This is a genomic window from Streptomyces sp. MJM8645, assembly GCF_001625365.1.
Classification (GTDB): Bacteria; Actinomycetota; Actinomycetes; order Streptomycetales; family Streptomycetaceae; genus Kitasatospora.
Genome location: NZ_LJJF01000001.1, coordinates 7,324,024 through 7,349,619, shown reverse-complemented (window position 1 = coordinate 7,349,619; position 25,596 = coordinate 7,324,024). Strand labels below are relative to the sequence as shown.

Here is a 25,596-nt window from a genome sequence, read left to right as displayed (position 1 = left end):
GGATCACCACACCGAACAGAACGGCGAGCACGAGAAAGACCGGAAAGCCGTCGGAATAGGCCGCGCCGCCGTCCGGCGGAAGGCCGTGGACAGGTCCGTACAGCCCGCAGCACCACGGGGATGCCGTCCGGCCCGACGACCCGCCCCGCCGGCCCCATCGGTGTACCGAGCCCGCGAGCTCCGACCCGACCAGCCCGCCCGACCCGCACCACGGTGGCCACGACCTCCCTGCGCAGGCGTTGGAGACCGCCGGCACGGCCAATTCTGTTGTACCGGCGGCCCCTTGCGGGGAGCAACGGGGCCGCAGGAACGATTCGCCCCGAGTCGCGCCCGCCCCCGGCAACGGACCCGTCGGCGTGGGAAGTCGGACCGGCCGACTTCCCACGCCACACCCGCACCCGCACCCATAATCGCGTTTGACTATGACCTGTAGTCGTGTTCGACTAGCACTGTGAGCACTTCGCGACTCTTCGCACTCAGCGCGCTGGCCCGGGGCGGCCCGATGCACGGCTACCAGATCCGCCAGGCGGCCCAGCTCGACCGCACCGAGCTGTGGACCGACGTCAAGCCCGGATCGCTCTACAGCGTCCTGCACCGGATGGCCGACGACGGCCTGGTCGAGGTGGTGCGCAACGAGAAGGTCGGCAACCCGCCCGAGCGGACCGTCTACGCGATCACCGACCAGGGCCGCCGGGAGCTCGCCGCCCTGCGCGACGCGGCGCTGCGCAAGGTGCGCCTGCTGCCCGACCCGGTCGACCTGGCCCTGCAGTACACCGCGGACCTCACGGACGAGGACCTCGCCGGGGCCGTCGCCGCGCGCCGGCGGGCCGTGGCCGACCAGGTGGCCCTGTTCGAGGAGCAGTTCGAGGCCGCCCGGCCGGACCTGACCGGCCTGGAACCGTGGATCTTCGAGCACTGCCTCGCCCGCCTGAAGGCCGACCTGGCCTGGCACGACGACCTGCTCGACACCCTGACCAAGAACACCCTGCCGAAGAACACCCTGCCGAAGGACACCCTGCCGAAGGACACCCGGAGGACCCCGTGATACTCGTGACCGGCGCGACCGGCACCGTCGGCCGCGCCCTCGTCGGCCACCTGGCCGCCCTCGGCGCCCCCGTGCGCGCCGCCACCCGCCGCCCCGAGCAGGCCCGCCTGCCAGGCGGCGTGGACGTCGTCGGCGCCGACCTCGGCGAGCCGGACAGCCTGGCCGCCGCCCTGCGGGGCGTGCGCAAGGTGTTCCTGCTCTCCGACGGCCCCGACATCCCGCGCCACGACGCCAACCTCGCCGCCGCGGCCGCCCGCGCCGGCGCCGAGGCCGTCGTCAAGCTGTCCTCCGGCCGGGCCGCCGACCCGGACGCGGACGACCCCGTCGCCCGCTGGCACCGCGCGGGCGAACAGGCCGTCCAGGACAGCGGCCTGGCATGGACGTTCCTGCGCCCGATGGGCTTCATGTCCAACACCCTCGCCTGGGCCGGAGCGATCCGCGCGACCCGCACCGTCCGGGCCCCGTTCGCCGCCGGCCGGGTCTCCGTCATCGACCCCGCCGACATCGCCGCGGCCGCCGCCCACGCCCTGACCCGGCCCGGACACGACGGCCGGGCCCACCTGCTGACCGGCCCCCAGGCCCTCACCCCCGGCGAGATGACCACGACGCTCGCCGAAGTCCTGGGCACCCCACTGGACTTCACCGAGATCCCACCCCCCGCCGCCCGCCAGGCACTCCTGGACCACGGCCTGCGCCCGGAGACCGCCGACGCGGTCATGGCACTGCGCGCCGCCTCCCTCGAACCGTTCGCCGCGACCGTCACGCCCGCGGTCCAGCAGCTCACCGGCCGCGCGGCGACACCGTTCCGGGCCTGGGCCGAACGCCACCGCAAGGAGTTCACCAGGGAACCCGGCGAGGAGCCCGGCGAGGGGCCCGGCCGTGGCTGACCCCCACCGCGAACCCGTCGCCCTGGCCCCCGGACACGGCGGGCGCCACCACGTGCCGGGCAGCCCGTACGTCGTCAAACTCGCGGGCGCCCAGAGCGGCGGATCGATCGCCGTCCTGGAGTCCACCTTCGAACCCGGCCAGGGCGCACCGCTGCACCTGCACCGCGGCCACGACGAGACGTTCTACGTCGTCAGCGGCGCGTTCCGCCTGCGGTGCGACGAGCACACCACCGAGGCGGGCCCCGGCGGCTTCCTGCACGTCCCGCGCACCCACCCGCACTCCTTCACCGCGATCGGCGACACCCCCGCCACGATCCTGGTGACGCTGACCCCGGCCGGCTTCGAGGAGTTCTTCATCGAGGCCGCCGCCCTCGCCGCCGGCGGCCGCCCCGACCGCCGGACGATGCAGACCCTCCTGGCCCGCTACGACCAGGAACTGGTCCCCGACGCACCGCAGGACCACCACAGACGAGAAGGCCGCTGAGGACGGCGCAGCGGGCGCCGGGCCGGACGGGCGGCCGCGCTACCGGTAGGTGCGCAGCACGTCGAGGAGGTCGCCGGTGTGGCCGTCGCGTGCGCCGAAGTGGGCGGCGCAGCTGAGCTGTTCGCGCAGGTGGAGCAGTCGCATGCGGTGCTGCCAGCCGTCGGTGAGGGGGTGGTGTTCGCGGTAGGCGTCGAAGAAGCGGGCGGGGACGCCGCCGGTGCAGAACATCATGCTCAGGTCCGTCTCCGCCCATGTCCAGCACACCGCCGGGTCGATGAACGCCGGTGCCGCGTGCGGGCGGGCGAGGATGTTGGCGTGCCACAGGTCGCCGTGGGTGAGGACGGGCGGTGCGGCGGGGAGGAGTTGGGGCAGCCGGTTGCAGATGCGTTCCAGGTCGGCGCGGCCCCGGGGTCCGAGTGCCTGGCGTGCCAGGGGTTCGTCGAGGTAGCGCAGCAGGCGGTGGCGGGCGAAGAACTCGTGTCCGTCCTGGGTCCAGGGGTTGCGCTGTGCCAGGCGGCCGAGCCAGCCGTCCTCGGCCCAGCCGAAGCGCTGTCCGGTGGTGGTGTGCAGGCCGGCCAGCGCGTGTGCGGCGCGTTCCCAGAAGGCGGTGTCGTGCGCGGGCGGCTGTTCGAGGGCTTCCAGGACCAGGCCGTCCGGGTGCAGGGCCGGCACCCGCGGGGTCGGCAGGGCGCCGTGGGTGCGCAGGGCTTGCAGGCCCCGGGCCTCTTTCGCGTACGCGTCGGGGGCCAGTGCCGGGGTGGATTTCACCACCATGCGTCCGCCGTCGGCCAGGGTGACCAGCCAGACGGTGTTCGCGGCGCCGCCGGCCAGGCGCACCGCGTGCGCCGGCGGGCCGGGGAGCAGGTGCGGCGGCGGACCGTCCTGTCCGGCGGCCGCCTCATCGATGTTCTGTGCAAGATCTTCCATGGCGGGCCCCTTCCCCGCGCCCGGCGCCACCGACTCCGGCTGGCACCGGATTTCGCCGCCCCAGGGGCAGCGGCAGGGCCCGCGCCAGGCCTGCCGGGGGCGCGGTACAGTCCGTTTCATGAACGAGAACGTGCGCGCCCCGTTTGGGAACTTCACCCTCGTCCGCGCGGCGATCGAGGTCTGCGACGACCTCGCCGCCCCCGTCACCGACGCCTTGACGAACGCGGACGCGCACGGGTGGGCCGGATCCGTGCTGTACGTGGACACCGACCCCGACAAGGCGGACACCGCGGTGTTCTGCCAGGCCTACGACGTGCCGTTGGAGCTCTCCGCGAACTGCGTGGTGGTCGCCGCCAAACGCGGCGGCGACGTCACCCTGGCCGCCTGCCTGGTGCGCGCCGACACCCGCCTGGACGTCAACACCGCCGTGCGCAGGCACCTGGGCGCGCGCAAGGCCTCCTTCGCGCCGGTGGACGTCGCCGTCGCCGCCACCGGCATGGAGTACGGCGGCATCACCGCCGTCGGCCTGCCGGGCGGCTGGCCGCTGCTGGTCGACGAGGCGGTGGCCGCCGCCCCGCACGTGCTCATCGGCAGCGGGCGGCGGCGGGGCAAGCTGATCCTCCCCGGCTGGGCGGCGGCCCGGCTGCCCGGCGCCGAGGTCCTCCCCGGCCTGGCCGCCTGAGCCCGGCGGTGGCGGGACCGGCTCGGGCGACGGCCCGCCGGCCTGGGGCCGAGGCGTGCGCGTCCGCGTCCGTGTCCGTGTCCGTGTCCGTGTCCGGGAAAGGGCGTCACCCCCGCGTGGCCTGACTGAACGTCAAACTCGCGCGAGTCCGACCTTGTCGGGTCGGACGGTGGGGTCTCGGCGGAACATGATCAAGGGGTGGACATGCGAGACCTCGGCGGGAAGGTCGCGCTGGTCACCGGCACCAGCCGGGGCATCGGGCGGGGCATCGCCGAACGCCCGGCCCGGGACGGCGCCCTGGCCGCCGTGCACTACGGCAGCAACGAGGCGGCGGCGAAGGAGAGCGCCACGGCCATCGCCGGGGCCGGCGGCCGGGCGTTCACCGTGGACGCCGAACTGGGCGTTCCCGGCGACGTGGACACCCTCATGGCCGGGCCGGCGGCCGGGCTGCGCGCGCACGGGGAAGCGGCGATCGACATCCTGGTCCACAACGCCGGGTTCAACCTCATGGGGCGCCCGATCGAGGTCCTCACCCCCGAGGAGTTCGACGAGATGGTCGCGGTCAACGTCAAGGCGCCGCTCTTCCTCACCCAGCGGGTGCTGCCACGGCTGCGCGACAGCGGCCGGATCATCAACATCTCCTCCCGCAACATCACCGTCAACTCCGTCGTCGCCGGACTCACCCGCACCGACATGACCGCCGACGTGCTGGCCGACCCGGCGAACCTGGAACGCAACCCCGCCCTGACCGCCCTCGGCCGGATCGGCCAGGTACCGGACATCGCCGACGCGGTCGCCTTCCTCGCCTCCGACGACGCCCGCTGGACCACCGACACCAAGATCGACGTCACCGGCGGCGTCAACCTGTAGCGGCCCCAGCCGGTGGCCGCACCGCGCGCAGGCCGTACCCGGGCCCGGGCGACCCGCCGCCCCGGGCAGCCGCGGGGCTGCCCCGGCGGGCGGGACGGCGGGCGGGCGGGACGGGCCTCTCGGCACAGCGGACACCTGTGCCGCGGACGCCGTCAACGCCTCGCGCACCACCGCCGGTTCGCCCAGCGGCGCACCGGCGGCACACGGCCGGAGCGCCGGAGCGCCCGGACCCCGCGCGGCACTACGGGAGGCCGGGCGCCCCCGGCACCGGCACCGGCACCGCCGCCGGCCCGAACCACAGGTGCAGGGCCGCGCGCAGCTGTTCGGCGGCGGCCCGGGGCGGTGCGGTGGGCGGTGCGGTCCAGGCGGCGTGGCCGTCCGGGCGCACCAGCACCGCGGGCGTGTCGGGCAGGGCGCCGGGCCGCACCGTCGCCGCGCTCACCCGGTCCGCCCAGGGGGCGGCCGCCGCGCGCAGCGCCTCGGCCGCGGTGGTGTCCTCCAGGAGCAGGGCGCCGGCGCCGGTGCGGGCCAGCAGCGGTATCAGGGCGCCGTGTTGGAGGGTGCCGTCTTGCACAGTGCCGTGCTGCACAGTGCCGTGCTGCACAGTGCCGTGTTGCAGGGAGCCGTGCTGCAGGGGGATGTCCGGGACCATCGCGCCCTCCCAGGGGTGGCCGCTGCCGTGGGGGGCCGGGTAGCGGGTGGCGATGCCGGTGATCTCCTCGGCCAGGGGGCCGGCCGTCTCCTTGGCCTGCGCGAGTTCGGCGAGCAGGTCGCGCACCGGCGCGAGTTCCTCGTCGTCGCCGGCGAGCAGCGCCTGGGCGCGGGTGTTGCGCAGCAGCCTGGCGCCGGCCGCGTGCCGTTCGCTGTGGTAGGTGTCCAGGAGGGTTTCGGGGGCTTGACCGCGGGCGACGAGGGCGAGTTTCCAGCCGAGGTTCATCGCGTCGTCGATGGCGGCGTTGACGCCGATGGCGCCGGCGGGCGGGTGGATGTGGGCGGCGTCCCCGGCCAGCAGCACCCGGCCCCGGCGCAGCCGTTCGGCCAGGCGGGCGGCGTCGCCGAAGCGGGTCAGCCAGTGGGCGCGGGCGATCGGGACGCGGCGGCCCAGGGCGTGGTCCAGTGCCTGCTGGAAGCGGGGCAGGGTGAGCGGTTCGTGCCGGTCCCGGGGCGGGTGGGGGTCGGCGGTGAGCAGGCGGACGTAACCGGGCCTGGGGATGGCGAACACGGTGCCGTTCTCGCCCGTGTTCACGCCGAAGGGGATCTGCCGGGGGTCGGTCAGGACCACGTCCGCGAGCAGGGTGAAGCGGCGGGCGGGGGTGCCGGGGAAGGCGATGGCGGCGAGTCCGCGCACGGTGCTGCGGCCGCCGTCGCAGCCGGCCAGCCAGCCGGCGCGCAGCAGCGCGGGGCCGTCGGGGGTGTCGGTGTGGGCGTGGACGCCGTCGTCGTCGAGGTCGAGGGCGCTCAGGCGGTGGCCACGCAGGATGCGCACGCCCAGGTGGCGGGCGTGTTCGGTGAGGATCTCCTCCACCCTGGTCTGGGCGATGCCCAGGACGTAGGGGTGGCGGGTGCGCATGGCGGCGAGGTCGAGGCGGGCCTGTGCGGTGAACGCGGTGGTCGCCACGGTGGGGCCTTCGGCGAGGAGGCGCTCGGCCAGGCCGCGGCGTTCCAGCAGTTCCAGGCTGCGGGCGTTGAGATTGAAGCCGCGGCAGAAGCCGGGCGGGGACGGGTCGCGTTCCAGGAGCACGGTGCGCACGCGGGCCAGGGCCAGTTCGCAGGCCAGCATCAGGCCGGCGGGGCCGGCGCCGACGACCAGGACGTCCGCGTCGCCGGCCCCGGCGGCGCTGGCGGCTCCGGTGGCTGCGGCGGCCTCGGCGGCGGGTAGGCGCTGTCCGGTACGGGCCGGCGCGGGGGCGGGCGCGGCGCCGGAGGCGGGTAAGGGAGCGGGTGTGGGGGTGTCAGGCATCGGGGGCGGCCTCCGGCCAGGCCAGGGTGCCCTGTTCGATCTCCTCGGCGGTGCGCAGCACCCATTGGCGTTCGGCGTGCAGCATGGCGTGGGCGTACTCGGCCTCGATGACGAACAGTCGGGGGGCGTGGTGTTCGCGGGTGGCGCTGTGGTGGGCCTGTTCGCTCTCGGTGATGCGGGTCTGCAGGGCGGCGGCCCGTTCGCGCAGGGCCTGGGCGGCGCGGTGCGGTCCCAGGGCGCCGAGGTAGCTGACGGCGGACAGGAATTTCGGGTATTCGCGGGAGGGTTCGCGGATGAGTTCGTCCAGCCACTGGGTGAAGTACTGGCGGCCCTGGGGGGTGTGGCGGTAGACGGTGCGGGCGGGGCGCGCGCCGACTTGTTCGGTGTCGGTGGCCTCGATCCAGCCGTCGCGGGCCAGGGCGCGCACCGTGTCGTAGAGCGAACCGGTGGTCAGTTTGAAGGCCTGGTCGAGGTGGCGCTCGCGCAGGGTGGTGGCCATGGCGTGGGGGTGCAGGGGCTGTTCGAGGAGCAGGCCGAGCAGGGCGAGGGCCAGGGGGTTGGCGGGTCGTTTGGCGGTCATGGCACTCCGTGGTCGCACGCGGGGGCCCGGGTCGGGGCCGGGGCTGGTGATACTCGGATCGTACTACTCGGATCCGAGTATGTGGAAGGGGTGGTCCGAGTCGCCCGCCGCGGCGCGGCGCCGCACCGGCCTTGCGGTGCAGGGGAGTTCGGGCCCGGCCGTTGCCGGGGCGCTGCCGGGTGCGATCATGGCGGGCGTGGCTTTTGACGACGCGCGACCCCGGTCCGGCCTGGTCCATGAGCGCTGGCGCGCCCGCGAGGCGCCCCACGGGGACTTCATCATGTTCGGCGACGGGTCACTGTCGGTGATGCAGCTCATGCGGTTCTCCCCCGCCGGCCGGCGCCACGACCCGCGGGCCCAGCAGTGGAGTTGGGGGGAACTGCTGCGGGCCACCGCGTGGACCCCCACCGACTGGACGGACGTCGACACGACGTTCGCCACCAGCACCCACGCCGGCAGCCGCGCCCTCGCCGGCGAGGCGTCCGAGCACGGCAGCATCGGCTGGGTCGCGCTGACCCGCGACGACGACGAGAACACCCTGGAGTGGCTCGCGATCTCCTGCTCCTCCAACCCGTTCGCCGACGTCACCCTCGACGACACCACGGTGACCGCCACCAGCACCCTGGGACGGATCTGGACCTTCCCCCGCAACGCCCCGCAGCAGGTACGGATCACCGAGGACCCCGCCCACCCCTGGCCCTCCCCCGCCGGGCCGGCGGACCCCACCCCCTGAACCGCCCGGCCGGGCCGGCCCCGGTGACCTTCCGGCGGACCTGCGTGTTCGCCGCCGACGGGCAGCAGCCCACCTCCACCTCCACCCTGCGCTTTCGCCAACGCGGCGAGGTGGAGGCGGACTTGGCCGCACACGGCTTCATCCTGCGCGAGGTCCGCGACGCCCCCGACCGGCCGGGCCGCGAACTCGTCTTCATCGCCGCCCGACCACCGCAGCCGTAGACCCGCGCCACCGCCCGACCGCCCCGACCCGGGCCCGGGTGACGGGGCGCCACCGCCGGGACGCGGGCACCGAAAGCCCGCCGCCAGGCCGTCACCGGGCCTGCGCCGGTGGGCTGATCTGCTATTTTCGCCATGCTTCGACGCGAACCGTACAAGCGTGCGGTTTCGCATGCCCGCACGGGACCCCGGCCGCGAGCCCGGCCGCGGCCCCGGGTGCGGGCCCCGGGGCGGCCCCAAGCGGGCACAGCAGTCGGTCGACCAGCGGGGGGACGGGATCCATGAACGCGTACGCGGGCTCCGACGGGCCGGGCCTGTACGGGCCCTACGGTCCGCCGGCGGGCGGGCCGCTGTTCGGGGTGAACCCGGCGGACCTGGACGCGGCGGCGAAGGTCGCCAAGGACACCGGTGAGGCGATGCCGGGCGAGCTCAAGCACATCCACGAGCCCTCCGACACGGCGGTCGCGGCGCTGTCGGGCTGGCGCACCGGGGCGTCGCTGCACGCCTGCACGGCGGCGTGGGAGGAGTGCCTGAACAAGCTGGCCTCGGAGGTGGACGGGGTGAGCCTGAAGCTGGGCCAGACCGCGGGCAACTACCGCGGCACCGACTCGGGCAACGCCGGCGCCCTCAAGGCGCCCGGCGCCGGGCCCTACGCGCCGGCGGTGAACTGATGGTCACCCTGGCCCAGCTGCGCGACGCGGACCTGTCCGGCCTGGCCGGCGCCGCCGGCGCCTACGACACCCTGGCCGGCGCGTTCGGCAAGCACGTCCAGGCGATGAACACCGAGGTCACCAAGCACGTCTTCAACAGCCAGTGGGTCGGCACCGCGGCCGGCGCCGCCAACGCCTCGCTGCAGCGCACCAGCGGGCGCCTGGATGCCGCGCACACCGAGATGTCGGCGGTGTCGGGGCTGCTGCGCGAGGCCTCGGAGAGCTTCCAGCTGGCGCAGTCGAAGCTGAAGGAGGCCCTCCAGGAGGCGCAGGGCGCGGGGCTGACGGTCGCCGAGGACGGCACGGTCAGCTGGCCGGCGCCCTCGCAGGCCGAACGCCACGACCCCGGGTACGACACGCCGCAGCGGGCCAGGGCGCTGGCGGATCGCATCTCCCACGCCGTCACCGAGGCCGACGGCGCCGACCAGAAGATCGCCAAGCTGCTGGACGACCTGACGGTGCGGGCCCGCACCGGCACCGGACTGGACCTGGCGCAGGCCGGCGCCGACCGCAAGGCCGTCGACGAGCTCGGCACCGGCCTGATGGCGGCCGGCTGGCCGGCCGCCGGCGCCGCCCCCACCGAGGTCAACTCCTGGTGGAAGGGCCTGACCCCGGACGAGCAGCAGCGCCTGCTCCAGGCCCACCCCGACCTGCTGGGCATGCGCGACGGCATCCCCGCCACCGCCCGCGACCAGGCCAACCGCCTCAACCTGGCGCACCTGATCGACACCTACGAGCACAAGCCGAACCCGTCGGACGACGAGAAGCAGAAACTGGAGGGCTTCCGCGCGATCCGGGACAAGCTGAACGTGCAGAACGGCCGGCAGCCGCCCGCGTTCCTGCTGGGCGTCGGCGAACAGGGCCAGGGCCGCGGCATCCTGTCCTTCGGCAACCCCGACACCGCGAAGAACGTCAGCGCCTACGTGCCGGGGCTGGGCACCAAGCTGTCCTCCGTCGGCGGCAAGGACGCCGACCGGGCCCTGAACGTGTGGAACGCCGCCCACATCGCCGACTCCGGTGCCGAGGTCGCCTCCATGATCTGGCTCGGCTACGACCCGCCGCCCGGACTGGAGAAGGTCCTCGACGGGGACCCCCGGCCCCTGGAGGTGATGGGCACCGACCGCGCCGCCAAGGGCGGCGCCGCCTACGACACGTTCATGGCCGGACTGCGCGCCACCCACGAGGGAGCGCCCGCGCACCTGGTCGCCCTCGCCCACAGCTACGGCTCCACCACGGTGGGCCTGGGCGCGCAGCTGCCCGGCGGCACCGGCGCCGACGACATCATCCTGGTCGGCTCCCCCGGCACCGGCGCCGACAAGGCCTCCCAACTGCACATCGACCCCCACCACGTGTGGGTCGGCGACGCCGAGAACGACCCGGTCAGCCACCTGCCGGCCAAGGGCCGGGTCGCCACCGACGTGGTCCTGGGCCCCGTCCTGGGCCCCGTCGCCGACGACCTCTACGAGACGTTCGCCCCCGACAACCAGCTCTGGTTCGGCCAGGACCCGGCCAGCAAGGACTTCGGCGCCAACCGGTTCGCGGTCCCCGACGGCAAGTCCCTGTCCCTGGACTCCCACTCCAACTACATGAACAGCTCCTCCGACACCGCGACCGCGGAGTCGATCAACAACATCGGCCAGATCGTGGCCGGCAGGTACGACGCCGTGACACGGCAGGAAGGCCGATGAACATGGCAACCCCGACCGCACGACGGCTCGGCCTCACGGCCGCCACGCTGGCACTCGCCCTGACGGCCTGCGGGCACACGGGCGCGGGCGCGGGCGTGGGCGACGAGCACCCGGCACCCCAGTCCCTCACCACACCCGAACAGGCCGTCCAGAAACTCGACGCGCTCCTGGACGAGGCGCTCTCCGGCATCCAGCCGCCGCTGCGCCACTGGGACGGCTGGCCGCGCTCCACCGAACAGAGCGGGGGCATCGACGACCACTCCAAGGGCTATGCCATCGCCACCCGCGACCGCCACATCATGACCAAGGTCTCCAAGGCCAAGTACACCGCCCTGATGGACATGGCCGAACGCGACTGGAAAGCCAAGGGGTACAAGATCACCTCGGTCAACCCCAACCAGCCGGCCCTGTTCGCCGCCACCGGGGACGGATCCTCCGTCGCGATGCTGTTCGGCGCCGCCGGCAACATCACCCTCCAGGCCTCCGGCGGCGGCCACATCCCCGTCATCCGCGACCGCGACCCGTTCGGCACCCCCACCCCCGACCCCGTGATGGCCAACGGCAACCTCGACGTCATCCCCACGGACGACGACCCGTTCTGGTCACACTGAAAGCCGCCCCCATGACCCCCGAACAGGCCGTCCACGCCCTCGACGCGCTCCTCGACGAGGCGATGTCCGCCATCCGCCCCCCGCTGCGCCACTGGGACGGCTGGCCGCGCTCCACCGAGCAGACCACCGGCGGCCTCCAGGACCGCTCCCTGGGCTACGCCACCGCCACCCGCGAGCGGCACGTCACCACCAGGGTCGCCCCCGCCAGGTACGGGGCGCTGCTGGGCGTCACCGAACGCGGCTGGCAGGCCCGCGGCTACCGGATCACCGCCGTCAACCCCCGCCAGCCCGCCATGTTCGCCACCACGCCCGCCGGATACGGCGTCGCCGTGCTGTTCGGCGCCGCCGGGAACATCGCCTTCCAGGCCACCGTCGGCCCCATCCCCGTCATCCGCGACCGCGACCCCTTCGGCACCTACGTGCCCGAACCGACCCTGCCCAATGGCAACCTGGACGTCCTGCCCCGCCACGACGACCCGTTCTGGTCCGCCTGACCGGCAGACGCACCGCCAGACCCGCCGGCAGGCACACTGGTAGACCCGCAGGCAGACGCACCGGCAGACCCGCCGGCAGACCCGCCGGCAGGCGCGGCGGCGGGCACAGCGGCGCGGGCACCCGGGGGCCCTCCCGTGTCCGAGAGGTGGCCACCCGGCGTCCGGGGCCGGGGGCGCGCAGTAGGATCGGCGGCGTTGTCACCACATTCCACCGCTGGTAGGAGGCTTTTCATGGCTCAGGTCACGCTGAAGGGGAACCCGGTCCAGGTCGGCGGCGCGCTGCCCCAGGCCGGCAGCCAGGCCCCGGCGTTCACGCTGGTCGGCGAGGGACTCGCCGACACCTCGCTGCAGGACTTCGCCGGCAAGCGCAAGGTCCTCAACATCTTCCCCAGCATCGACACCCCCACCTGCGCCACCTCGGTGCGCACCTTCAACGCCAAGGCCGGCTCGCTGGCCAACACCGTGGTGCTGTGCATCTCCGCCGACCTGCCGTTCGCGCAGGCCCGCTTCTGCGGCGCCGAGGGCCTGGACAGCGTCCGGACCCTGTCCACCCTGCGCGGACGCGACTTCCACGAGAACTACGGCGTGGCCCTGGCCGACGGCCCGCTGGCGGGGCTGACCGCCCGCGCCGTCGTCGTCCTGGACGAGAACGACACCGTCCTGCACACCGAGCTGGTCGCGGAGATCGCCGACGAGCCGAACTACGAGGCCGCGCTCGCCGTCCTCGCCTAGCCGTCCTCGCCCAGGCCCCGCCACGGGACGCCGGCCCCGGTCGGCCCCCGTCGGCCCCGTCGGCCCCGGTCGGCCCCGGTCGGGCTGCCTGCGCACGCGGCCCGGCCCGCCCCTGAGGTCTTCACCTGGGGGGCGGGCCGGGAAGGGGAGCGGGCGGGGCCGGGGGCGGGTCAGGTGATGGAGGCTCCCGAGTCGATGCTGATGACCTGTCCGGTCATGCAGTCCTGGTCGAGGAAGAGCCCGATGGAACGGGCGACCTCCTGCGGGGTGACGAACCGCGGCACCGGCACCTTCTCCCGCATCCCGGCGATCACGTGCTCGGGCAGGGTGTCCGTCATCCCCGTGATCATGAACCCGGGCGACAGCGCGTTCACCGTCACCCCCCGGCGCCCGCACTCCGCCGCCAGCGTGCGGGTCAGCCCGATCAGCCCCGCCTTGGACGCCGCGTAGGCGGTCTGCCCGGCGGTGGCGATCAGCGCGGACGGGGAGACGATGTTGACCACCCTGCCCCAGCGGGCCCGCAGCATCGCCGGCACGCACACCCGCGCGGTGTGGAAGGAACCGACCAGGTTCGTGTCGATCACCTGCCGCCACTCGACCGGGTTCTGCATGGCCATCAGCGCGTCCTTGCGCACCGCCCCGTTGTTGACGAGCACGTCCACCGGGCCCAGCGCCTCGGTGATCCGCTCGTACATCGCGGTGACCTGCGCGTAGTCCGCGACGTCGCCGGTGACCAGGACGTGGTCGCCGGCCAGCTTGCCCGCCACCTCCTCGGCGGCCTGGCGGGCGCTGTTGTAGTGCACCGCGACCCGGCACCCGGCCGCGTCCAGCGCCAGCGCCAGCTCCCGACCCAGACCCCCCGAGGCGCCGGTGACCAGCGCCACCGGGGAGTCGGGCCGCTGCCCGAAGGCGCCCTTGCCGCTCACCGCGCCCCTCCCCACGTCAGCAGGACCGAACCCCACGTCATCCCGGCACCGAACCCGGCCAGCAGCACCGTGTCGCCGTCCTGGATGCGCCCGGCGTCCAGCGCCTCCGCCAGCGCGATGGGGATCGACGCCGAAGCGGTGTTGCCGTACCGGTCGAGATTCGCCACCAGACGGTCCGCGGGAATCCCGGTGTGGGCGAGCACCGAGTTGATGATCCGGATGTTCGCCTGGTGCGGCACCACGTGGTCCACGTCCGCCGGCGTCAGCTTCGCCTGCTCCAGCGTCTCGCGGATCGTGCGCACCGTGTAGCGCACCGCGTTCAGGTAGATCTCGTTGCCGTTGATCTGCGCGTAGTGCAAGCCCTGGCGCACCGTCTCCTCGGTGGTGGGCATCCGCGAGCCCCCCGCCAGGACCTTCAGGCTGTCCTTGCACGAGCCGTCCGCGCCCAGGTTCCACGCCAGGACCCGCTCCACCGGGCCGGGCTGCAGGACCACCGCACCGGCCCCGTCACCCACCAGGATCGACAGGTCCCGGTCCGCCGGGTTCGCGGTCAGCGTGTGGGTGTCCGAACCGATCACCAGGATCGGGCGCGGGTCCATGTGCAGCAGACCCACCGCCGTCACCAGCGCGTACACGAACCCCGCGCACTCGGAGTTCACGTCGTGCGCGCTGCCCGCGATCTTCAGCGCGTCGTGGACGAACGCCGACGTCGCCGGCGAGGGCTGCTCCGGCGTCGCCGTCGCCACGATCAGGTGCGCGATGTCCGCACCCGACAGCCCCGCCCGCTCCAGCGCCCGGCGTCCGGCTTCCACCGCCATCGACGCGGTGCTCTGCCCCGCCCCGACCGCCCGCCGTTCCCGGATCCCGCACCTGGAGACGATCCAGTGCTCGTCCACACCGAAACGCTCCGCCAGCTCCACGCTGGTCACCACGCGCTCGGGGACGGAGATCCCCCACCCGGTGATGTCGAAGCCGCTCATCGAGCAGTGCCCCGCGCTCAGACGCCGGCCTGGCCCACGAGCGCCAGGATCCGCTCGTGCACCACCCGCAGCGTCGTCGTGTCGTCGATGTCCGCGAACAGCGACTCGTCCGCCGGAATGTGCGGGTACTGGTTCTGGAACCCGTACAGCCACTCCATCAGATCCAGCGAGTCCACGTCCGCGATGTGCTGCAGCGCCGCGTCCGCGTCGATCTCCTGCGCCCCGGACACCGCCTGCAACTGCGCGGCCAGGTCCTCGATGGTGGGGATGTCGGACATGAGTGATCGTTCCTTCCTGGACGCCCCGGAACGGGCGCCAACACGTGATGAGGCAGAACAGACCCGGACACCCCGGGAGGATCACGGACACCGCCACCGCGCCCCCCGCCGCCCACAGGCCACGGAACGCACCGCGACGGAACCCGAAAACCCCCCGGGGAAAAACCCGGGAAGGCCGTGGGGGCCGCGTGTCTTGTCGAAACCGCATGAAACCCACCCCCACGCAAACGCCCCGCAACCCCGGCCCTGCGCCCACGCTTGCGCACCGCTTGCGAGACACGCGCTTACCTGACCCGAGACACCGCACCCACACGCACGACACCCACCACCTCGCACCGCACCGCACCGCGACGCGGACACCGCACCCGCACCGCACCGCACAGCACCGAGGCCACCGCACCCGCACCGAGGCCACCGCACCGCACCGCGCCGCAGGCCGCACCCGCCGGGGCGGGAGGGCGACCGTAGGCAAGCACGGACACACCCCGACCACCCCGGCCCGCACGGCCGTTCACACCGCACGGACCCGGCCGCCCTCACCGGCGCTCCCGTCCGCAGACGACGAGAGCGGCCACCGCCACCGCAACGGCCGTCCACGCGGGGAAAGGCACCACCCGGCGCCGCGCACCACGGACACCCGCACCACCGGACACCCGCACCACCCGGCCCAGTCCAGTCCGGCCCAGTCCAGTCCGGCCCGGCCGAGCCCGGCCCAATCCGGTCCATCCGATCCGCCACCAGAACAGGGGCACACCCGCATGACCACCGCCGAGACCCGCTCCATCAACCCCGACGTCGACGCGATCCGCCACCACTACGAGGTCGGCAACGACCTCTACCGCCTCATCCTGGGCCCCACCATGATGTACTCCGGCGGCTACTGGGAGGACGGCGAGGACCTCGTCGCCACCCTCGACGAGGCCCAGGAACGCAAGCTCGACGTCTTCACCGACCTCGCCCAGGCCGCCGGCAAAGCCAAGGTCCTGGACATCGGCTGCGGCTGGGGCACCATGCTCAACCGCCTCACCACCGTCCACGGCGTCCAGCAGGCCGTCGGCGTCACCCTCTCCCGCACCCAGGCCGACTTCGTCGCCGCCCTCGACAACCCCGCCATCCACGCCCGCGTGGAGAGCTGGGAGGACCACAAGGCCGACGGCGAGCCCTACGACGCCGCGTTCTGCATCAACGCCCTCGAACACTTCGTGCTCTCCTCCCTCACCCCCAAGGAGCGCACCCAGCGCTACCGCGTCTTCTTCAAGCAGGTCCACTCCCTGCTCAAGCCCGGCGCCCGCTTCGTCCTGCACACCATGACCGTCGAGAACCCCCCGCTGCGCCGCCAGCTCCTGGACGACCTCAAGTTCCTCCAGCGCGAGGAGTTCGAGGGCTGCCACATCCCGCGCCTGCCCGAACTCGCCGCCGGCCTCGACGGCCTCTTCGAGGTCACCGAGATCCGCAACGAACCCGAGTCCTTCGCCCGCGCCTGCCGCGCCTGGCTCCAGCTCCTGGCCGCCCGCCGCGACGAAGCCGTCGCCATGGCCGACGAGACCACCGTCCAGCGCTTCGAGCGCTACCTCGACATCTTCGCCTACACCCTCGAAGACCACATCTTCAACAACTTCCGCGTCACCCTCACCCGCCGCGCCTGAAAGGGGACACCCCGGCCATGACCACCACCGCCGAACACCCCGCCCCCTCCGGCGCCGACCAGCCCGAACCCGCCGGCGCCACCACCCACCCCGACACCACCGCCGTACGCCACCTCAAAGTCGCCATCATCGGCGCCGGCATCTCCGGCCTGGGCACCGCGATCCGCCTCCTGCAGAGCGGCACCAACGACTTCCTCGTCTTCGAACGCGCCACCGACCTCGGCGGCACCTGGCGCGACAACACCTACCCCGGCTGCGCCTGCGACGTCCAGGCCCACCTCTACTCCTTCTCCTTCGCCCGCAACCCGCAGTGGAAGTCCACCTTCGCCACCCAGGCCGAAGTCCACGCCTACCTCAAGGACACCGCGCAGCGCTTCGGCGTCGAACCCCACCTGCGCTACGGCCACGAACTCCTCGACGCCCACTGGGACGCCGACCACCGCCACTGGCGCATCCACACCACCCACGGCCGCTACACCGCGCAGATCCTCGTCACCGGCACCGGCTACCTCTCCGAGCCCGCCGTCCCCGACCTGCCCGGCCTGGACACCTTCACCGGCACCCTCTTCCACTCCGCCCGCTGGCGCCACGACCACGACCTCACCGGCCGCAACGTCGCCGTCATCGGCACCGGCGCCTCCGCCATCCAGTTCGTCCCCGCCATCCAGAACCAGGTCGCCCGCCTCGACCTCTACCAGCGAACCCCCCCCTGGGTCGCCCACAAACCCGACAAGCCCAACACCCCCCGCCACACCTGGATGCTGCGCCACCTGCCCGGCTACCAGCGCTTCCGCCGCGCCTTCAACAAGAACGGCCGCGAGATCGTCGCGTTCTTCATGTCCCGCCCCACCCGCACCACCGGCATGAAGAACATGGCCGCCGGCCACCTCAAGAAATCCGTCCCCGACCCCGGCCTGCGCAAGCGCCTGACCCCCGACTACACCGTCGGCTGCAAACGCCTCCTGTTCTCCAACACCTGGTACCCCGCCATCCAGCAGCCCAACGTCGACATCGTCTCCGACACCATCACCGACATCGGCCCCACCCACATCACCACCGCCGACGGCACCACCCGCACCGTCGACACCATCATCCTGGCCACCGGCTTCACCGCCACCGACCGCCCCGTCGCCCGCCGCATCCACGGCCGCGACGGAACCACCCTGCGCGACACCTGGCACACCCACGGCATGAAAGCCCACCGCGGCACCACCATCCACGGCTTCCCCAACCTCTTCATGCTCCTGGGCCCCAACACCACCCTGGGCCACTCCTCCCAGACCGTCATGATCGAAGCCCAGATCGCCTACATCGTCGACGCCCTCAAAACCATCGACAAACTCGGCATCACCTCCGTCGAGATCCGCCCCGAAGCCCAGAACGCCTACAACCAGACCCTCACCGACCGCCTGAAGAACACCGTCTGGAACGCCGGCGGCTGCCAGAGCTGGTACACCGACCACCACGGCAACAACCCCTCCATCTGGCCCACCTACACCTACCGCTTCCGCCGCCAGACCCGCCGCTTCGACCTCCTCAACTACCAACGCGCCACCGTCACCCACACCACCCCCTAACCCCCCACACGCACACACCCGGACACACACGGGCACACACGCGGGGGCACGCAGGGGCACACACGCGGGGGCACGCACACAACCACACAGGCACACCCAACACGGCCGGGCGGCACCCGCCCACCCACGGACCCCGCCGCCCGGCCGGCCCACACCCCAGAACACCCCACCGGAAACCGAACCGGACACACAACCAACAACCGAACACCTGCACGGACCCAGCAGGCCGCCCACCCCACAGGACCCACCCACCCGCCCTCACACACTAACCACCACCAGACCACCAACCAGCCACCCAACCCGCAGCCGTCACACCATCAGACACCCACCCACGAACAAACACACACCACCCGAACACCCACCCCTACCCGGAACAGGAAACCCCCGCATGACCAACCCCACCCGACGCACCATCCTCACCACCACCGCCACCACCGCCCTCATCACCGCCTTCAACACCACCACCCGCACCTGGGCCACCACCAACACCCCCACCACCCACAACCACTGCCCCGTCCCCACCCTCGACGGCACCCTCACCACCGACACCACCACCCTCACCGAATTCAGCCACGACTTCGGCCGCCTCACCACCAACACCCCCCACGCCGTCCTCAAACCCGGCTCCGACCAGGACATCATCAAAATCATCAACTACGCCCGCCACAACGGCCTCAAAGTCGCCATGAACGGCCAAAGCGGCACCGACAACGACCTCGAATCACACTCCAACTACGGCCAGGCCTCCCCCAACGGCGGCATCAGCATCGACGCCCGCACCCTCAACCGCATCCACACCATCACCCCCACCAACGCCACCGTCGACGCCGGCGTCACCTGGGCCCAACTCACCGACGCCACCCTCAACCAAGGCCTCACCCCACCCTGCCTCACCGACTACCTCCACCTCTCCATCGGCGGCACCATCAGCATCGGCGGCATCGGCAACACCGTCCAAAAACACGGCCTCCAAGCCGACACCGTCGAATCCATCGACATCATCACCGGCACCGGCCACCTCCTCACCGCCACCCCCACCAAAAACCCCGACCTCTTCCACGCCGCCCTCGCCGGCGCCGGACAATTCGGCATCATCATCCGCGCCACCATCAAACTCATCCCCGCCCCCCAACGCGCCCTCGTCTTCAACCTCTACTACAACAACCTCACCACCTACCTCACCGACCAACAAACCATCCTCAACGACGGCCGCTTCCACACCCAAATCGGCGAAATCATCCCCCAACAAAACACCACCCCCCTCTACAAAATCGAAACCGCCACCTACTACAACGGCACCACACCCCCCAACCCCACACCCCTCCTCACCGGACTCAACCCCAACCTCCCCGACCAAACCACCACCACCGACCAGACCTACCGCGAATACACCTACCGCGCCGACACCTGGACCCAAAACCTCAAAAACCTCGGCTACTGGAACCAACCCAAACCCTGGCTCAGCCTCTTCATCCCCGCCACCCAAGCCGCCAACTTCATCACCTACGCCACCCCCCTCATCACCCCCCAAACCCTCGGCCAAGGCCTCCTCCTCTTCTACCCCTTCCCCACCAACAAACTCACCCACCCCTACGCCATCACCCCAAACGAACCCACCACCTACCTCTTCGACCTCCTCACCTTCCCCCACCCAGGCACCAACCCCACCACCCAACTCACCCACAACCGCACCCTCTACGACCACGCCACCACCCTCGGCGCCAAACGCTACCTCGTCGGCGCCATCCCCCACATGACCCCCACCGACTGGAAAAACCACTACGGCCCCCAATGGACCAACCTCACCAACACCAAACACAAATACGACCCCACCCACACCCTCACCCCCGGCCAAAACATCTTCCCCTAACAACACGGACAACCGCAGGCGCGGACAGACACACACAGCAGACACGCAGACACAGACACAAACCACAGACACGGCACGGCACGACACGGCAATAAAACAAACCAGCAAACAAACCCTCAAACAACAAACACAAACCACAGACCACAAGCCCGCAAACACCGACACAGACCACAGGCCACGAGCACACAAACACCGACACAGACCACAGGCCACGAGCGCACAAACACCGACACAGACCACAGGCCGCGGGCGCACAAACAGAAAACACCAGACACACAGACACACAGCAGGCACAAGCACAAACACACAGGCATCGACCCGCAAGCGCAGGCATCGACCCACAGGCGCACAGGCGCAGGCACCCCCACCGACACAGACCCACAACAAGCACAGAAACAAGAACACACACGCCGACACAGAACCACAGAAATACACCAATAAAACACGCAGACACACAACAAAAACAAACCAACAAGCAAACCACAAACACAAGCCACAATCGGCAAACCACAGACCGCAAGCCGAAGGCCCAAATCCCAGACAGACAAAACAAGCCAGCAAAAAAACAAACCACAGACACAGGCACAGGCCAAAGGCCAGAAAGCAAGAACTCAGGACTTCAGGAATTCAGGAAAGAACAGGAGGGCCCGCCATGCACACCTACGACCTCATCAACGAAGCCATCATCCACGCCCCCACCCAACAAGTCTGGAACCACCTCATCGCCGAACTCAACGGCACCACCACCTGGTGGACCCCCCACAACACCCACCAACCCGGCAACCCCACCCCCGAACACCCCGGCGGCACCACCCACATCACCATCCACCCCAACGGCCACACCAAACCCGGACCCAAAATCCACACCACCGCCACCACCACCCACACCACACCCCCACACACCCTCACCACCACCCACACCGGCCACTTCACCGGCACCACCACCTACACCCTCACCCCCACCCACAACAACCAACACACCAAACTCACCATCACCTTCACCACCACCCCCCACGGATGGCCCACCCTCCTCCCCAAACACACCATCCCCAACCAACACACCAAAGCCACCCACAACGCCCTCACCAACCTCAACCACCAACTCACACAACGCAACAACACCCAATAGCCACCCGCCAACAGCAGGCTCGACACCCGGGCCCAGCGCCCGTTCTGCCCCTCGTGCCCGACCCTCGGCTCTCGCACAGACCGCCCGCTCATCGCCAACTCCCGTGAGGTCGACCGCGGGAGCTGGCGAACCGGGCCACCCGTCGAAACCGCCCCGCGACGGGCGCGATCCGGGACCTGCCCTTCGAGAGCACACGCAGCCCGCCGCCCGTCGCTCCGACTGCTCCTGACAGCCGCCCCACTCCGCGCCCTGCCGGCCCCGCGTGAACAACGCCCGCCCCAGGCCTACCGGCTGTCACCCCGGCCCGGCACAATCACCCGTATGACGATCACCACGAGCGCGCCGCCCTCGCGCAGCACTCCGGTCGCCCTCGCCCGCGGTTTCCTGACGGGGGCCGTGATCGGGGGCTCGCTGGCCGCGCTAGTCGTCGGTGTGGTCGTCGAGAAAGTGCCCTTGTTCATCGGGGGTTTGGGACTGCCCGTCGTCTACGGCCTGTTGCTCCTCCTCGCCGGCGCGCCGAGGCGGGCCCGGGAGGCGGAGGTCGTGCCCCGAACGGCGCTCGCGGTGATCGAGAGCCTGCGCGCCATTGGGGGTGAGACGAGCGACGTGCCGGTGCGGTTCGATCTCACCGTCGTACCGGACGACGAGCCTGCCTACCGCGTCGGGATCACTCAGGACATCAACCTGGTCGACCTCCCCGACTACCGGCCGCGCGGCGTCCTGGTGGTGAAGTATCCACCGGACAGGCCGTGGCGGGTGACGATCGTGAAGCGGCCGACCCCGGAGTGGGAGGAGCGGGCGGCCGGCGCCCAGCTGGATTCGGCTCCCGAGTCGACCATGGTGACCGAGCCTTCCGAGGGCCGTTCGACCGGTTTCGTCAGGCTCTTCGGCCTGCTGCTCGCTGCGGCTGCCGTGGTCTTCCTGTTCCGCGTGGACCTGTTCGAGCAGCAGGACTCCGCCGCTTCTCCGGCACCGACGGTCACTTCGACGTGGTCGACCACGGTGGTGTCGTCCGGGACCGGGACGGTCTCCCTCGGGCCGGACCAGTCGTTCCTCGACGACGGCGAACTGCGCAAGGCCATCAACTCCCTTACCGAGGGGAAGGATCCGCGACAGGCGATCACCGTCTTCGCGCAGGAGCGCGTGCTGTCGGTCGTGTTCTCCCCGAGCGGCACGAAGGCCCCCCAGTTCGATCCGCTCTCCCTGCCCTACGAGCGGTTCCCGGCCCTGGTCAAGGAGGCCGAAACGACGCTCGGTGTCCGCTCCCCGACGTCCTGGCAGATCACCGCCGACCATCTCGCCGGCTCCCTCACGATCAGGGTCGGCGTGACCGGGCCCGAGGGCAGTGCCTCGCTGGAGGCGAACGGTGAGGGCCAGGTGGTGCGCCGCACCCCGGCACGCTGATCACCCGCGCCTCACCCGCACTCGACGCGCTTCGACACGGCGGGTTGCCACGGCAGCGAACGAACCCCGGCAGACCGTACCCGGAGGACAGGAGGAGGACTCATGGGCTGGCACGGCTATCTGGCGCTCTGGTGCGGGGTGCTCGGCACGTTGGCGCTGCTGGGGTACGGGCGGTCGCTGGCGGGGGTCACCGGCGCCCAGCGGACGGTCCGGGTGATGGGGCGGATCGAGCGGATGCAGGAGCCGCGGCACGGAGGTTCCGAGGCGGACGGCATAGCGATCGTCGCCACCTTTCAGGACTCCTCCACCGGGCAGGAGTTCACCGTGACGAACGACGGCGACTGCGGCGACCGGATCAACACCGCCTGGACGGGCCGGGAGATCGGGATCCGCTATCCGCCCGGAAGACCGGACGCCTTCCGGTTCACCGACGACCTCTGGGCCGGCCGCTACGGGCTCGGCTGGCCGAACTTCGCGGTGTTCCTGATCTACGTCGGGCTGGTGGTCGTCGCCGCGGTCGACTGGGGCTGGCCGTGGGCCCTGATCGGTGTCGGCGCGCCGTGGAGCGTGTTCCTCGCGTGCTCCCTGCCCCAGGAGGTCCGCCAGGCGCGGAGCCGGTTCGACACCCTGGCCGCGATGGTTCCCGTTCCGGGCCGTGTGGTCGCCGTCGTCAGGAGCGTCCGCACCGACGAGGACGGCTACACCTCCACCAGCCAGACGCCGGTGGTCGCCTTCACCACCCACGAGGGCGCGGCCGTCACCGCGTACTGCTTTTCAGGCCTGCCGGACCCCACCAACTCGTACGGCCGGAACGTCACGATCCACTACTCCCCCGCCGACCCGGCCGACTTCACCCCGGACCTCGCGGCCGCACAGCGGTCCTGGAGGAGCGGAGTCACCAGCGGCATCGTGGGCGTTCTCGTCACGGCGTCAGCGGCAGTCGCGGGAGCGGTCCTACTCTGACACCCAACGGCCATCGCCCGGCCTCGACCGGCACGGATGCCACGAACGGTCGCCAGTCACGGGGCCGGTCCCGGAGCCGTCGTCGGCCTGCGGCATCCTGGCCCGATGAATGAACCGAGGGCCCGGTGGGTCAACACGACACATGACTGGTCGAGCGCCGTCGATGCGGATCATCTGGCGCACATCGGGCAGAACCCGGCGGAGTTCGCTCCGGGCGGACCGTGGCACCTCGTCCTGGAGGTCCTCGGTTATGCGGCCGACGAAGCATCAGGAAACGGCGGCGGGCGCTGCGTCCTCGTTCTCCACACCGACGGCTCCCTGTCCGTCAGGGACAACGGGCGGGGCACCGACACCCGGGTGGACGAGCAGGGCCGGAGCGTGAAGAAGCCCGTCATGGCGACGAAGGACCTTCGGTTCTTCGACTCCCCGCAGGCCGAAGCACTGCCCGACGGTCATCCCCGGCGCGGCATGTCCGTCGTCGCAGCGCTCAGCGACTGGCTCGTCCACACCAACCGCCGTCTCAACGGGGCCTGGACCCAGCGCTACGAACTCGGCGTCCCCGTCACCGGATTGGAGCCCGTCGAGGTGGACGGCACGACCGGGACACTGGTCCACTTCAAGCCGGGCGCACCGGTGGGCCCGCTCACCACCCCGACGCTCACCGGCCCGAAACTCACCACCCCGACGGCGGACGACCTGACACGCCTGGCCGCAACCTGGCCGCAGTTGGAGGTCCAGCTCGACGACCGGCGTGGGCCGCACTGACATCCGAGCCGTCCGAGACACCCGACCGGCAGTTGTCCGGGCTCCCGCGTCTCAGGTCAGGCTCGCGGCCTGTTCCCCTGCCTTCCGGGAAGTCCTCTCGCGGCGCGGCAGCAGCAGCGGGGTCGCGAGGAGGAGGATTCCCGCGGCGGCGATCGCGGTGCGGGGACTGGTGGTGGCGGCCAGCAGGCCCCACAGGGCGGTGAGGGCCGCGATGGCGGCACTGCTGCTGATCGACCATGCGGCGAGGGTGCGGGAGAGCTTGTCCGGGTCGATCTGTTCGAGCCGGTGGGTGGCCAGCAGCGGATTGAACAGGCCGCAGCAGGTGACCAGGCCGAGCTGGACGGTGACGATCAGGACGATCCCGGGGGCCCCGGGCTGGACGAACGCCAGCCCGATGGGCCAGCACGCGCGCAGCACTCCGGCGGTGAGCAGCGTCCGGTGCTGTCCGAAGCGCGTTGCGAGCGGGCGGGCGAGGCGTGAGCCGAGCAGGCCGCCGACGCAGGGGGAGGCGAACACGAGGCCGTACTGCCAGGGTGCGTAGCCGAGGTGGCCGAGGAGGAGTACGGCCATCAGTGGTTCGGCGGCCATGATCAGGCCGTTGACCGCGATCGCGTTGAGGAACAGCGGGCGCAGTGTGGGGTGGGTGAGGATGTGGCGCCACCCTTCGAGCAGGTCCCCTGCGCGCAGCCGCGGTGCGCCGGTCGGCGCGGGGTGCGGTTCGGTGCCGCCGATGGCGCGGATGCCGAGGGCCGAGAGCAGGTAGCTGAGGGCGTCGGCGACCACGGTCACCACCGGGCCGAACACTCCGATGGCAGCCCCGCCGAGCGGTGGCCCGACCGTGGTGGCGGTCCAGGTCGTCGATTCGAACCGGCTGTTCGCGACGAGCAGGTCCTGGGGCGGCACGAGCGTCTTGAGGTACGCGCCGCTGGCGGCCTTGAAGGCGATGTCGGCCGCGGCGGTGACGACGGAGACGACGAGGAGCTGGGCGAAGCTGAGCCGGCCGAGCGCGAACGCGGCGGGGACGCTCAGCAGCACCGCGAACCGGGTCAGGTCCATCGCCATCATGACCGGCCGTTTGCGCCGGAACTCCATCCACGGACCGAGCGGCACGGCGACCAGGGCCCCCACCGCCCGTCCTGCGGCGGCCAGCAGCGCCACCTGGGTCGGTCCGGAGTGCAGCACGAGGATCGCGAGGAGGGGGAACGCGCCGAATCCGAGTCCCGAGCCATAGGAGCTGACCGCGAACGCCGCCCACAGCCATCCGAACCGCCGCCCCAGTGCACGCCGCCCCAGTACCCGCTGCCCATTCATACCCGTACGCCTCTCGCCGATCCGAACAACCACCCGCTGACCACCGGCATCAAAGCGGATGGCGAATGGCGGGATCAAACAACTGATCCGTCGGGAGGGCACAACCATCCGTTGTGTGGACACGAT

General features: G+C 71.7%; 25 protein-coding genes and 1 pseudogene. 19 read left to right on the top strand and 7 right to left on the bottom strand.

The window, feature by feature from the left end; genetic code table 11:
• The first annotated feature begins 451 nt into the window (after positions 1–451).
• From A6F73_RS31010 to A6F73_RS31000, 3 genes are read left to right on the top strand one after another with little or no spacing between them, the layout of a single operon-like run.
• On the top strand, positions 452–1,045 hold the full coding sequence (locus A6F73_RS31010; protein ID WP_063350799.1) for a PadR family transcriptional regulator: 594 nt from the start codon (positions 452–454) through the stop codon (positions 1,043–1,045).
• On the top strand, positions 1,042–1,932 hold the full coding sequence (locus tag A6F73_RS31005; RefSeq protein ID WP_063350798.1) for an NAD(P)H-binding protein: 891 nt from the start codon (positions 1,042–1,044) through the stop codon (positions 1,930–1,932). The genes A6F73_RS31010 and A6F73_RS31005 overlap by 4 nt, the downstream gene beginning before the upstream one ends.
• Entirely contained in the window at positions 1,925–2,416 is a 492-nt protein-coding gene (locus A6F73_RS31000) for a cupin domain-containing protein (protein ID WP_063350797.1), read from the top strand. Before A6F73_RS31005 ends, A6F73_RS31000 begins: the two co-directional genes overlap by 8 nt.
• A 39-nt stretch (positions 2,417–2,455) precedes the next feature.
• Here the strand turns inward: A6F73_RS31000 and A6F73_RS30995 are convergent, their stop codons facing one another.
• Positions 2,456–3,343, bottom strand: coding sequence for a fructosamine kinase family protein (locus A6F73_RS30995; RefSeq protein ID WP_079136166.1), 888 nt, complete (start codon positions 3,341–3,343; stop codon positions 2,456–2,458).
• A gap of 118 nt (positions 3,344–3,461) precedes the next feature.
• On the opposite strand from A6F73_RS30995, the gene A6F73_RS30990 reads away from it, so the two are divergent.
• Together A6F73_RS30990 and A6F73_RS30985 are read left to right on the top strand one after the other, a co-directional pair.
• Positions 3,462–4,025, top strand: coding sequence for a YbaK/EbsC family protein (locus A6F73_RS30990; protein ID WP_079136165.1), 564 nt, complete (start codon positions 3,462–3,464; stop codon positions 4,023–4,025).
• A 204-nt stretch (positions 4,026–4,229) separates the two neighbouring features.
• Positions 4,230–4,895: an SDR family oxidoreductase gene (locus A6F73_RS30985; RefSeq protein WP_063351701.1), complete on the top strand. Its 666-nt coding sequence runs from the start codon at positions 4,230–4,232 to the stop codon at positions 4,893–4,895.
• Between the two features lie 241 nt (positions 4,896–5,136).
• Here the strand turns inward: A6F73_RS30985 and A6F73_RS30980 are convergent, their stop codons facing one another.
• On the bottom strand, positions 5,137–6,855 hold the full coding sequence (locus A6F73_RS30980; protein ID WP_079136164.1) for an FAD-dependent monooxygenase: 1,719 nt from the start codon (positions 6,853–6,855) through the stop codon (positions 5,137–5,139).
• Positions 6,848–7,435, bottom strand: a complete 588-nt coding sequence (locus A6F73_RS30975) for a PadR family transcriptional regulator (protein ID WP_063350796.1) — start codon at positions 7,433–7,435, stop codon at positions 6,848–6,850. The genes A6F73_RS30980 and A6F73_RS30975 overlap by 8 nt, the downstream gene beginning before the upstream one ends.
• A gap of 187 nt (positions 7,436–7,622) precedes the next feature.
• Here A6F73_RS30975 and A6F73_RS30970 point away from each other — a divergent pair, with 187 nt between their 5' ends.
• The 7 genes and pseudogenes from A6F73_RS30970 (at position 7,623) to tpx (ending at position 12,621) form a co-directional block, all read left to right on the top strand.
• Positions 7,623–8,168 (top strand): hypothetical protein, encoded by a 546-nt coding sequence (locus A6F73_RS30970; protein WP_063351699.1) that lies wholly within the window; start codon positions 7,623–7,625, stop codon positions 8,166–8,168.
• An 11-nt stretch (positions 8,169–8,179) separates the two neighbouring features.
• A pseudogene (locus tag A6F73_RS30965) lies at positions 8,180–8,389 on the top strand (SAM-dependent methyltransferase); the annotation flags it as partial.
• Positions 8,390–8,667: 278 nt separating this feature from the next.
• Positions 8,668–9,057 (top strand): type VII secretion target, encoded by a 390-nt coding sequence (locus A6F73_RS30960; protein ID WP_063350794.1) that lies wholly within the window; start codon positions 8,668–8,670, stop codon positions 9,055–9,057.
• Complete coding sequence (locus A6F73_RS30955) at positions 9,057–10,784, top strand: alpha/beta hydrolase (protein ID WP_063350793.1); 1,728 nt, start codon at positions 9,057–9,059, stop codon at positions 10,782–10,784. Before A6F73_RS30960 ends, A6F73_RS30955 begins: the two co-directional genes overlap by 1 nt.
• A complete protein-coding gene (locus A6F73_RS30950; protein ID WP_159398585.1) occupies positions 10,781–11,395 on the top strand; it encodes a hypothetical protein in 615 nt (204 codons plus the stop codon). The genes A6F73_RS30955 and A6F73_RS30950 overlap by 4 nt, the downstream gene beginning before the upstream one ends.
• An 11-nt stretch (positions 11,396–11,406) precedes the next feature.
• Positions 11,407–11,889, top strand: coding sequence for a hypothetical protein (locus tag A6F73_RS30945; protein ID WP_063350791.1), 483 nt, complete (start codon positions 11,407–11,409; stop codon positions 11,887–11,889).
• Between the two features lie 231 nt (positions 11,890–12,120).
• Entirely contained in the window at positions 12,121–12,621 is a 501-nt protein-coding gene (gene tpx, locus A6F73_RS30940) for a thiol peroxidase (RefSeq protein WP_063350790.1), read from the top strand.
• A 170-nt stretch (positions 12,622–12,791) separates the two neighbouring features.
• Here tpx and A6F73_RS30935 read toward each other — a convergent pair whose 3' ends face one another.
• The 3 genes from A6F73_RS30935 to A6F73_RS30925 are packed head-to-tail and all read right to left on the bottom strand — an operon-like array spanning position 12,792 to position 14,805.
• On the bottom strand, positions 12,792–13,547 hold the full coding sequence (locus A6F73_RS30935) for an SDR family NAD(P)-dependent oxidoreductase (RefSeq protein ID WP_063350789.1): 756 nt from the start codon (positions 13,545–13,547) through the stop codon (positions 12,792–12,794).
• A complete protein-coding gene (locus tag A6F73_RS30930; RefSeq protein ID WP_063350788.1) occupies positions 13,544–14,527 on the bottom strand; it encodes a beta-ketoacyl-ACP synthase 3 in 984 nt (327 codons plus the stop codon). Before A6F73_RS30930 ends, A6F73_RS30935 begins: the two co-directional genes overlap by 4 nt.
• 17 nt (positions 14,528–14,544) lie before the next feature.
• A complete protein-coding gene (locus A6F73_RS30925) occupies positions 14,545–14,805 on the bottom strand; it encodes a hypothetical protein (RefSeq protein ID WP_063350787.1) in 261 nt (86 codons plus the stop codon).
• Positions 14,806–15,563: 758 nt separating this feature from the next.
• Between A6F73_RS30925 and A6F73_RS30920 the strand changes: the two genes are divergently transcribed.
• The 7 genes from A6F73_RS30920 (at position 15,564) to A6F73_RS30890 (ending at position 24,159) form a co-directional block, all read left to right on the top strand.
• The gene (locus A6F73_RS30920; RefSeq protein ID WP_063350786.1) at positions 15,564–16,451 is read left to right on the top strand and encodes a class I SAM-dependent methyltransferase; all 888 of its coding nucleotides are present in this window, start codon (positions 15,564–15,566) and stop codon (positions 16,449–16,451) included.
• Positions 16,452–16,468: 17 nt separating this feature from the next.
• A complete protein-coding gene (locus tag A6F73_RS30915; RefSeq protein ID WP_063350785.1) occupies positions 16,469–18,028 on the top strand; it encodes an NAD(P)/FAD-dependent oxidoreductase in 1,560 nt (519 codons plus the stop codon).
• 388 nt (positions 18,029–18,416) lie between these two features.
• Positions 18,417–19,898, top strand: a complete 1,482-nt coding sequence (locus tag A6F73_RS30910; RefSeq protein ID WP_063350784.1) for an FAD-binding protein — start codon at positions 18,417–18,419, stop codon at positions 19,896–19,898.
• A gap of 652 nt (positions 19,899–20,550) precedes the next feature.
• Positions 20,551–21,027 carry an SRPBCC family protein gene (locus A6F73_RS30905; protein ID WP_063350783.1) on the top strand — a complete coding sequence of 159 codons (477 nt, stop codon included), beginning with the start codon at positions 20,551–20,553 and terminating at the stop codon, positions 21,025–21,027.
• A 321-nt stretch (positions 21,028–21,348) separates the two neighbouring features.
• Positions 21,349–22,431: a hypothetical protein gene (locus A6F73_RS30900; RefSeq protein WP_063350782.1), complete on the top strand. Its 1,083-nt coding sequence runs from the start codon at positions 21,349–21,351 to the stop codon at positions 22,429–22,431.
• A gap of 102 nt (positions 22,432–22,533) precedes the next feature.
• Entirely contained in the window at positions 22,534–23,394 is an 861-nt protein-coding gene (locus A6F73_RS30895; RefSeq protein ID WP_063350781.1) for a DUF3592 domain-containing protein, read from the top strand.
• Positions 23,395–23,499: 105 nt separating this feature from the next.
• Complete coding sequence (locus A6F73_RS30890; RefSeq protein ID WP_063350780.1) at positions 23,500–24,159, top strand: hypothetical protein; 660 nt, start codon at positions 23,500–23,502, stop codon at positions 24,157–24,159.
• Between the two features lie 51 nt (positions 24,160–24,210).
• Here the strand turns inward: A6F73_RS30890 and A6F73_RS30885 are convergent, their stop codons facing one another.
• Positions 24,211–25,470, bottom strand: a complete 1,260-nt coding sequence (locus A6F73_RS30885) for an MFS transporter (protein WP_063350779.1) — start codon at positions 25,468–25,470, stop codon at positions 24,211–24,213.
• Between the last annotated feature and the right edge of the window lie 126 nt (positions 25,471–25,596).

Bases quoted from the DNA above. Each gene is read 5' to 3' on its own strand.
- A6F73_RS30930 (WP_063350788.1), bottom strand. From the start codon at position 14,527: ATGAGCGGCTTCGACATCACCGGGTGGGGGATCTCCGTCCCCGAGCGC.
- A6F73_RS30920 (WP_063350786.1), top strand. From the start codon at position 15,564: ATGACCACCGCCGAGACCCGCTCCATCAACCCCGACGTCGACGCGATC.
- A6F73_RS30950 (WP_159398585.1), top strand. From the start codon at position 10,781: ATGAACATGGCAACCCCGACCGCACGACGGCTCGGCCTCACGGCCGCC.
- A6F73_RS30895 (WP_063350781.1), top strand. From the start codon at position 22,534: ATGGGCTGGCACGGCTATCTGGCGCTCTGGTGCGGGGTGCTCGGCACG.
- A6F73_RS30945 (WP_063350791.1), top strand. From the start codon at position 11,407: ATGACCCCCGAACAGGCCGTCCACGCCCTCGACGCGCTCCTCGACGAG.
- A6F73_RS30960 (WP_063350794.1), top strand. From the start codon at position 8,668: ATGAACGCGTACGCGGGCTCCGACGGGCCGGGCCTGTACGGGCCCTAC.
- A6F73_RS30980 (WP_079136164.1), bottom strand. From the start codon at position 6,855: ATGCCTGACACCCCCACACCCGCTCCCTTACCCGCCTCCGGCGCCGCG.
- A6F73_RS30955 (WP_063350793.1), top strand. From the start codon at position 9,057: ATGGTCACCCTGGCCCAGCTGCGCGACGCGGACCTGTCCGGCCTGGCC.
- A6F73_RS30990 (WP_079136165.1), top strand. From the start codon at position 3,462: ATGAACGAGAACGTGCGCGCCCCGTTTGGGAACTTCACCCTCGTCCGC.
- A6F73_RS30885 (WP_063350779.1), bottom strand. From the start codon at position 25,470: ATGAATGGGCAGCGGGTACTGGGGCGGCGTGCACTGGGGCGGCGGTTC.
- tpx (WP_063350790.1), top strand. From the start codon at position 12,121: ATGGCTCAGGTCACGCTGAAGGGGAACCCGGTCCAGGTCGGCGGCGCG.
- A6F73_RS30925 (WP_063350787.1), bottom strand. From the start codon at position 14,805: ATGTCCGACATCCCCACCATCGAGGACCTGGCCGCGCAGTTGCAGGCG.
- A6F73_RS30985 (WP_063351701.1), top strand. From the start codon at position 4,230: ATGCGAGACCTCGGCGGGAAGGTCGCGCTGGTCACCGGCACCAGCCGG.
- A6F73_RS30975 (WP_063350796.1), bottom strand. From the start codon at position 7,435: ATGACCGCCAAACGACCCGCCAACCCCCTGGCCCTCGCCCTGCTCGGC.
- A6F73_RS30995 (WP_079136166.1), bottom strand. From the start codon at position 3,343: ATGGAAGATCTTGCACAGAACATCGATGAGGCGGCCGCCGGACAGGAC.
- A6F73_RS30970 (WP_063351699.1), top strand. From the start codon at position 7,623: ATGGCGGGCGTGGCTTTTGACGACGCGCGACCCCGGTCCGGCCTGGTC.
- A6F73_RS30910 (WP_063350784.1), top strand. From the start codon at position 18,417: ATGACCAACCCCACCCGACGCACCATCCTCACCACCACCGCCACCACC.
- A6F73_RS30905 (WP_063350783.1), top strand. From the start codon at position 20,551: ATGCACACCTACGACCTCATCAACGAAGCCATCATCCACGCCCCCACC.
- A6F73_RS30890 (WP_063350780.1), top strand. From the start codon at position 23,500: ATGAATGAACCGAGGGCCCGGTGGGTCAACACGACACATGACTGGTCG.
- A6F73_RS30900 (WP_063350782.1), top strand. From the start codon at position 21,349: ATGACGATCACCACGAGCGCGCCGCCCTCGCGCAGCACTCCGGTCGCC.
- A6F73_RS30915 (WP_063350785.1), top strand. From the start codon at position 16,469: ATGACCACCACCGCCGAACACCCCGCCCCCTCCGGCGCCGACCAGCCC.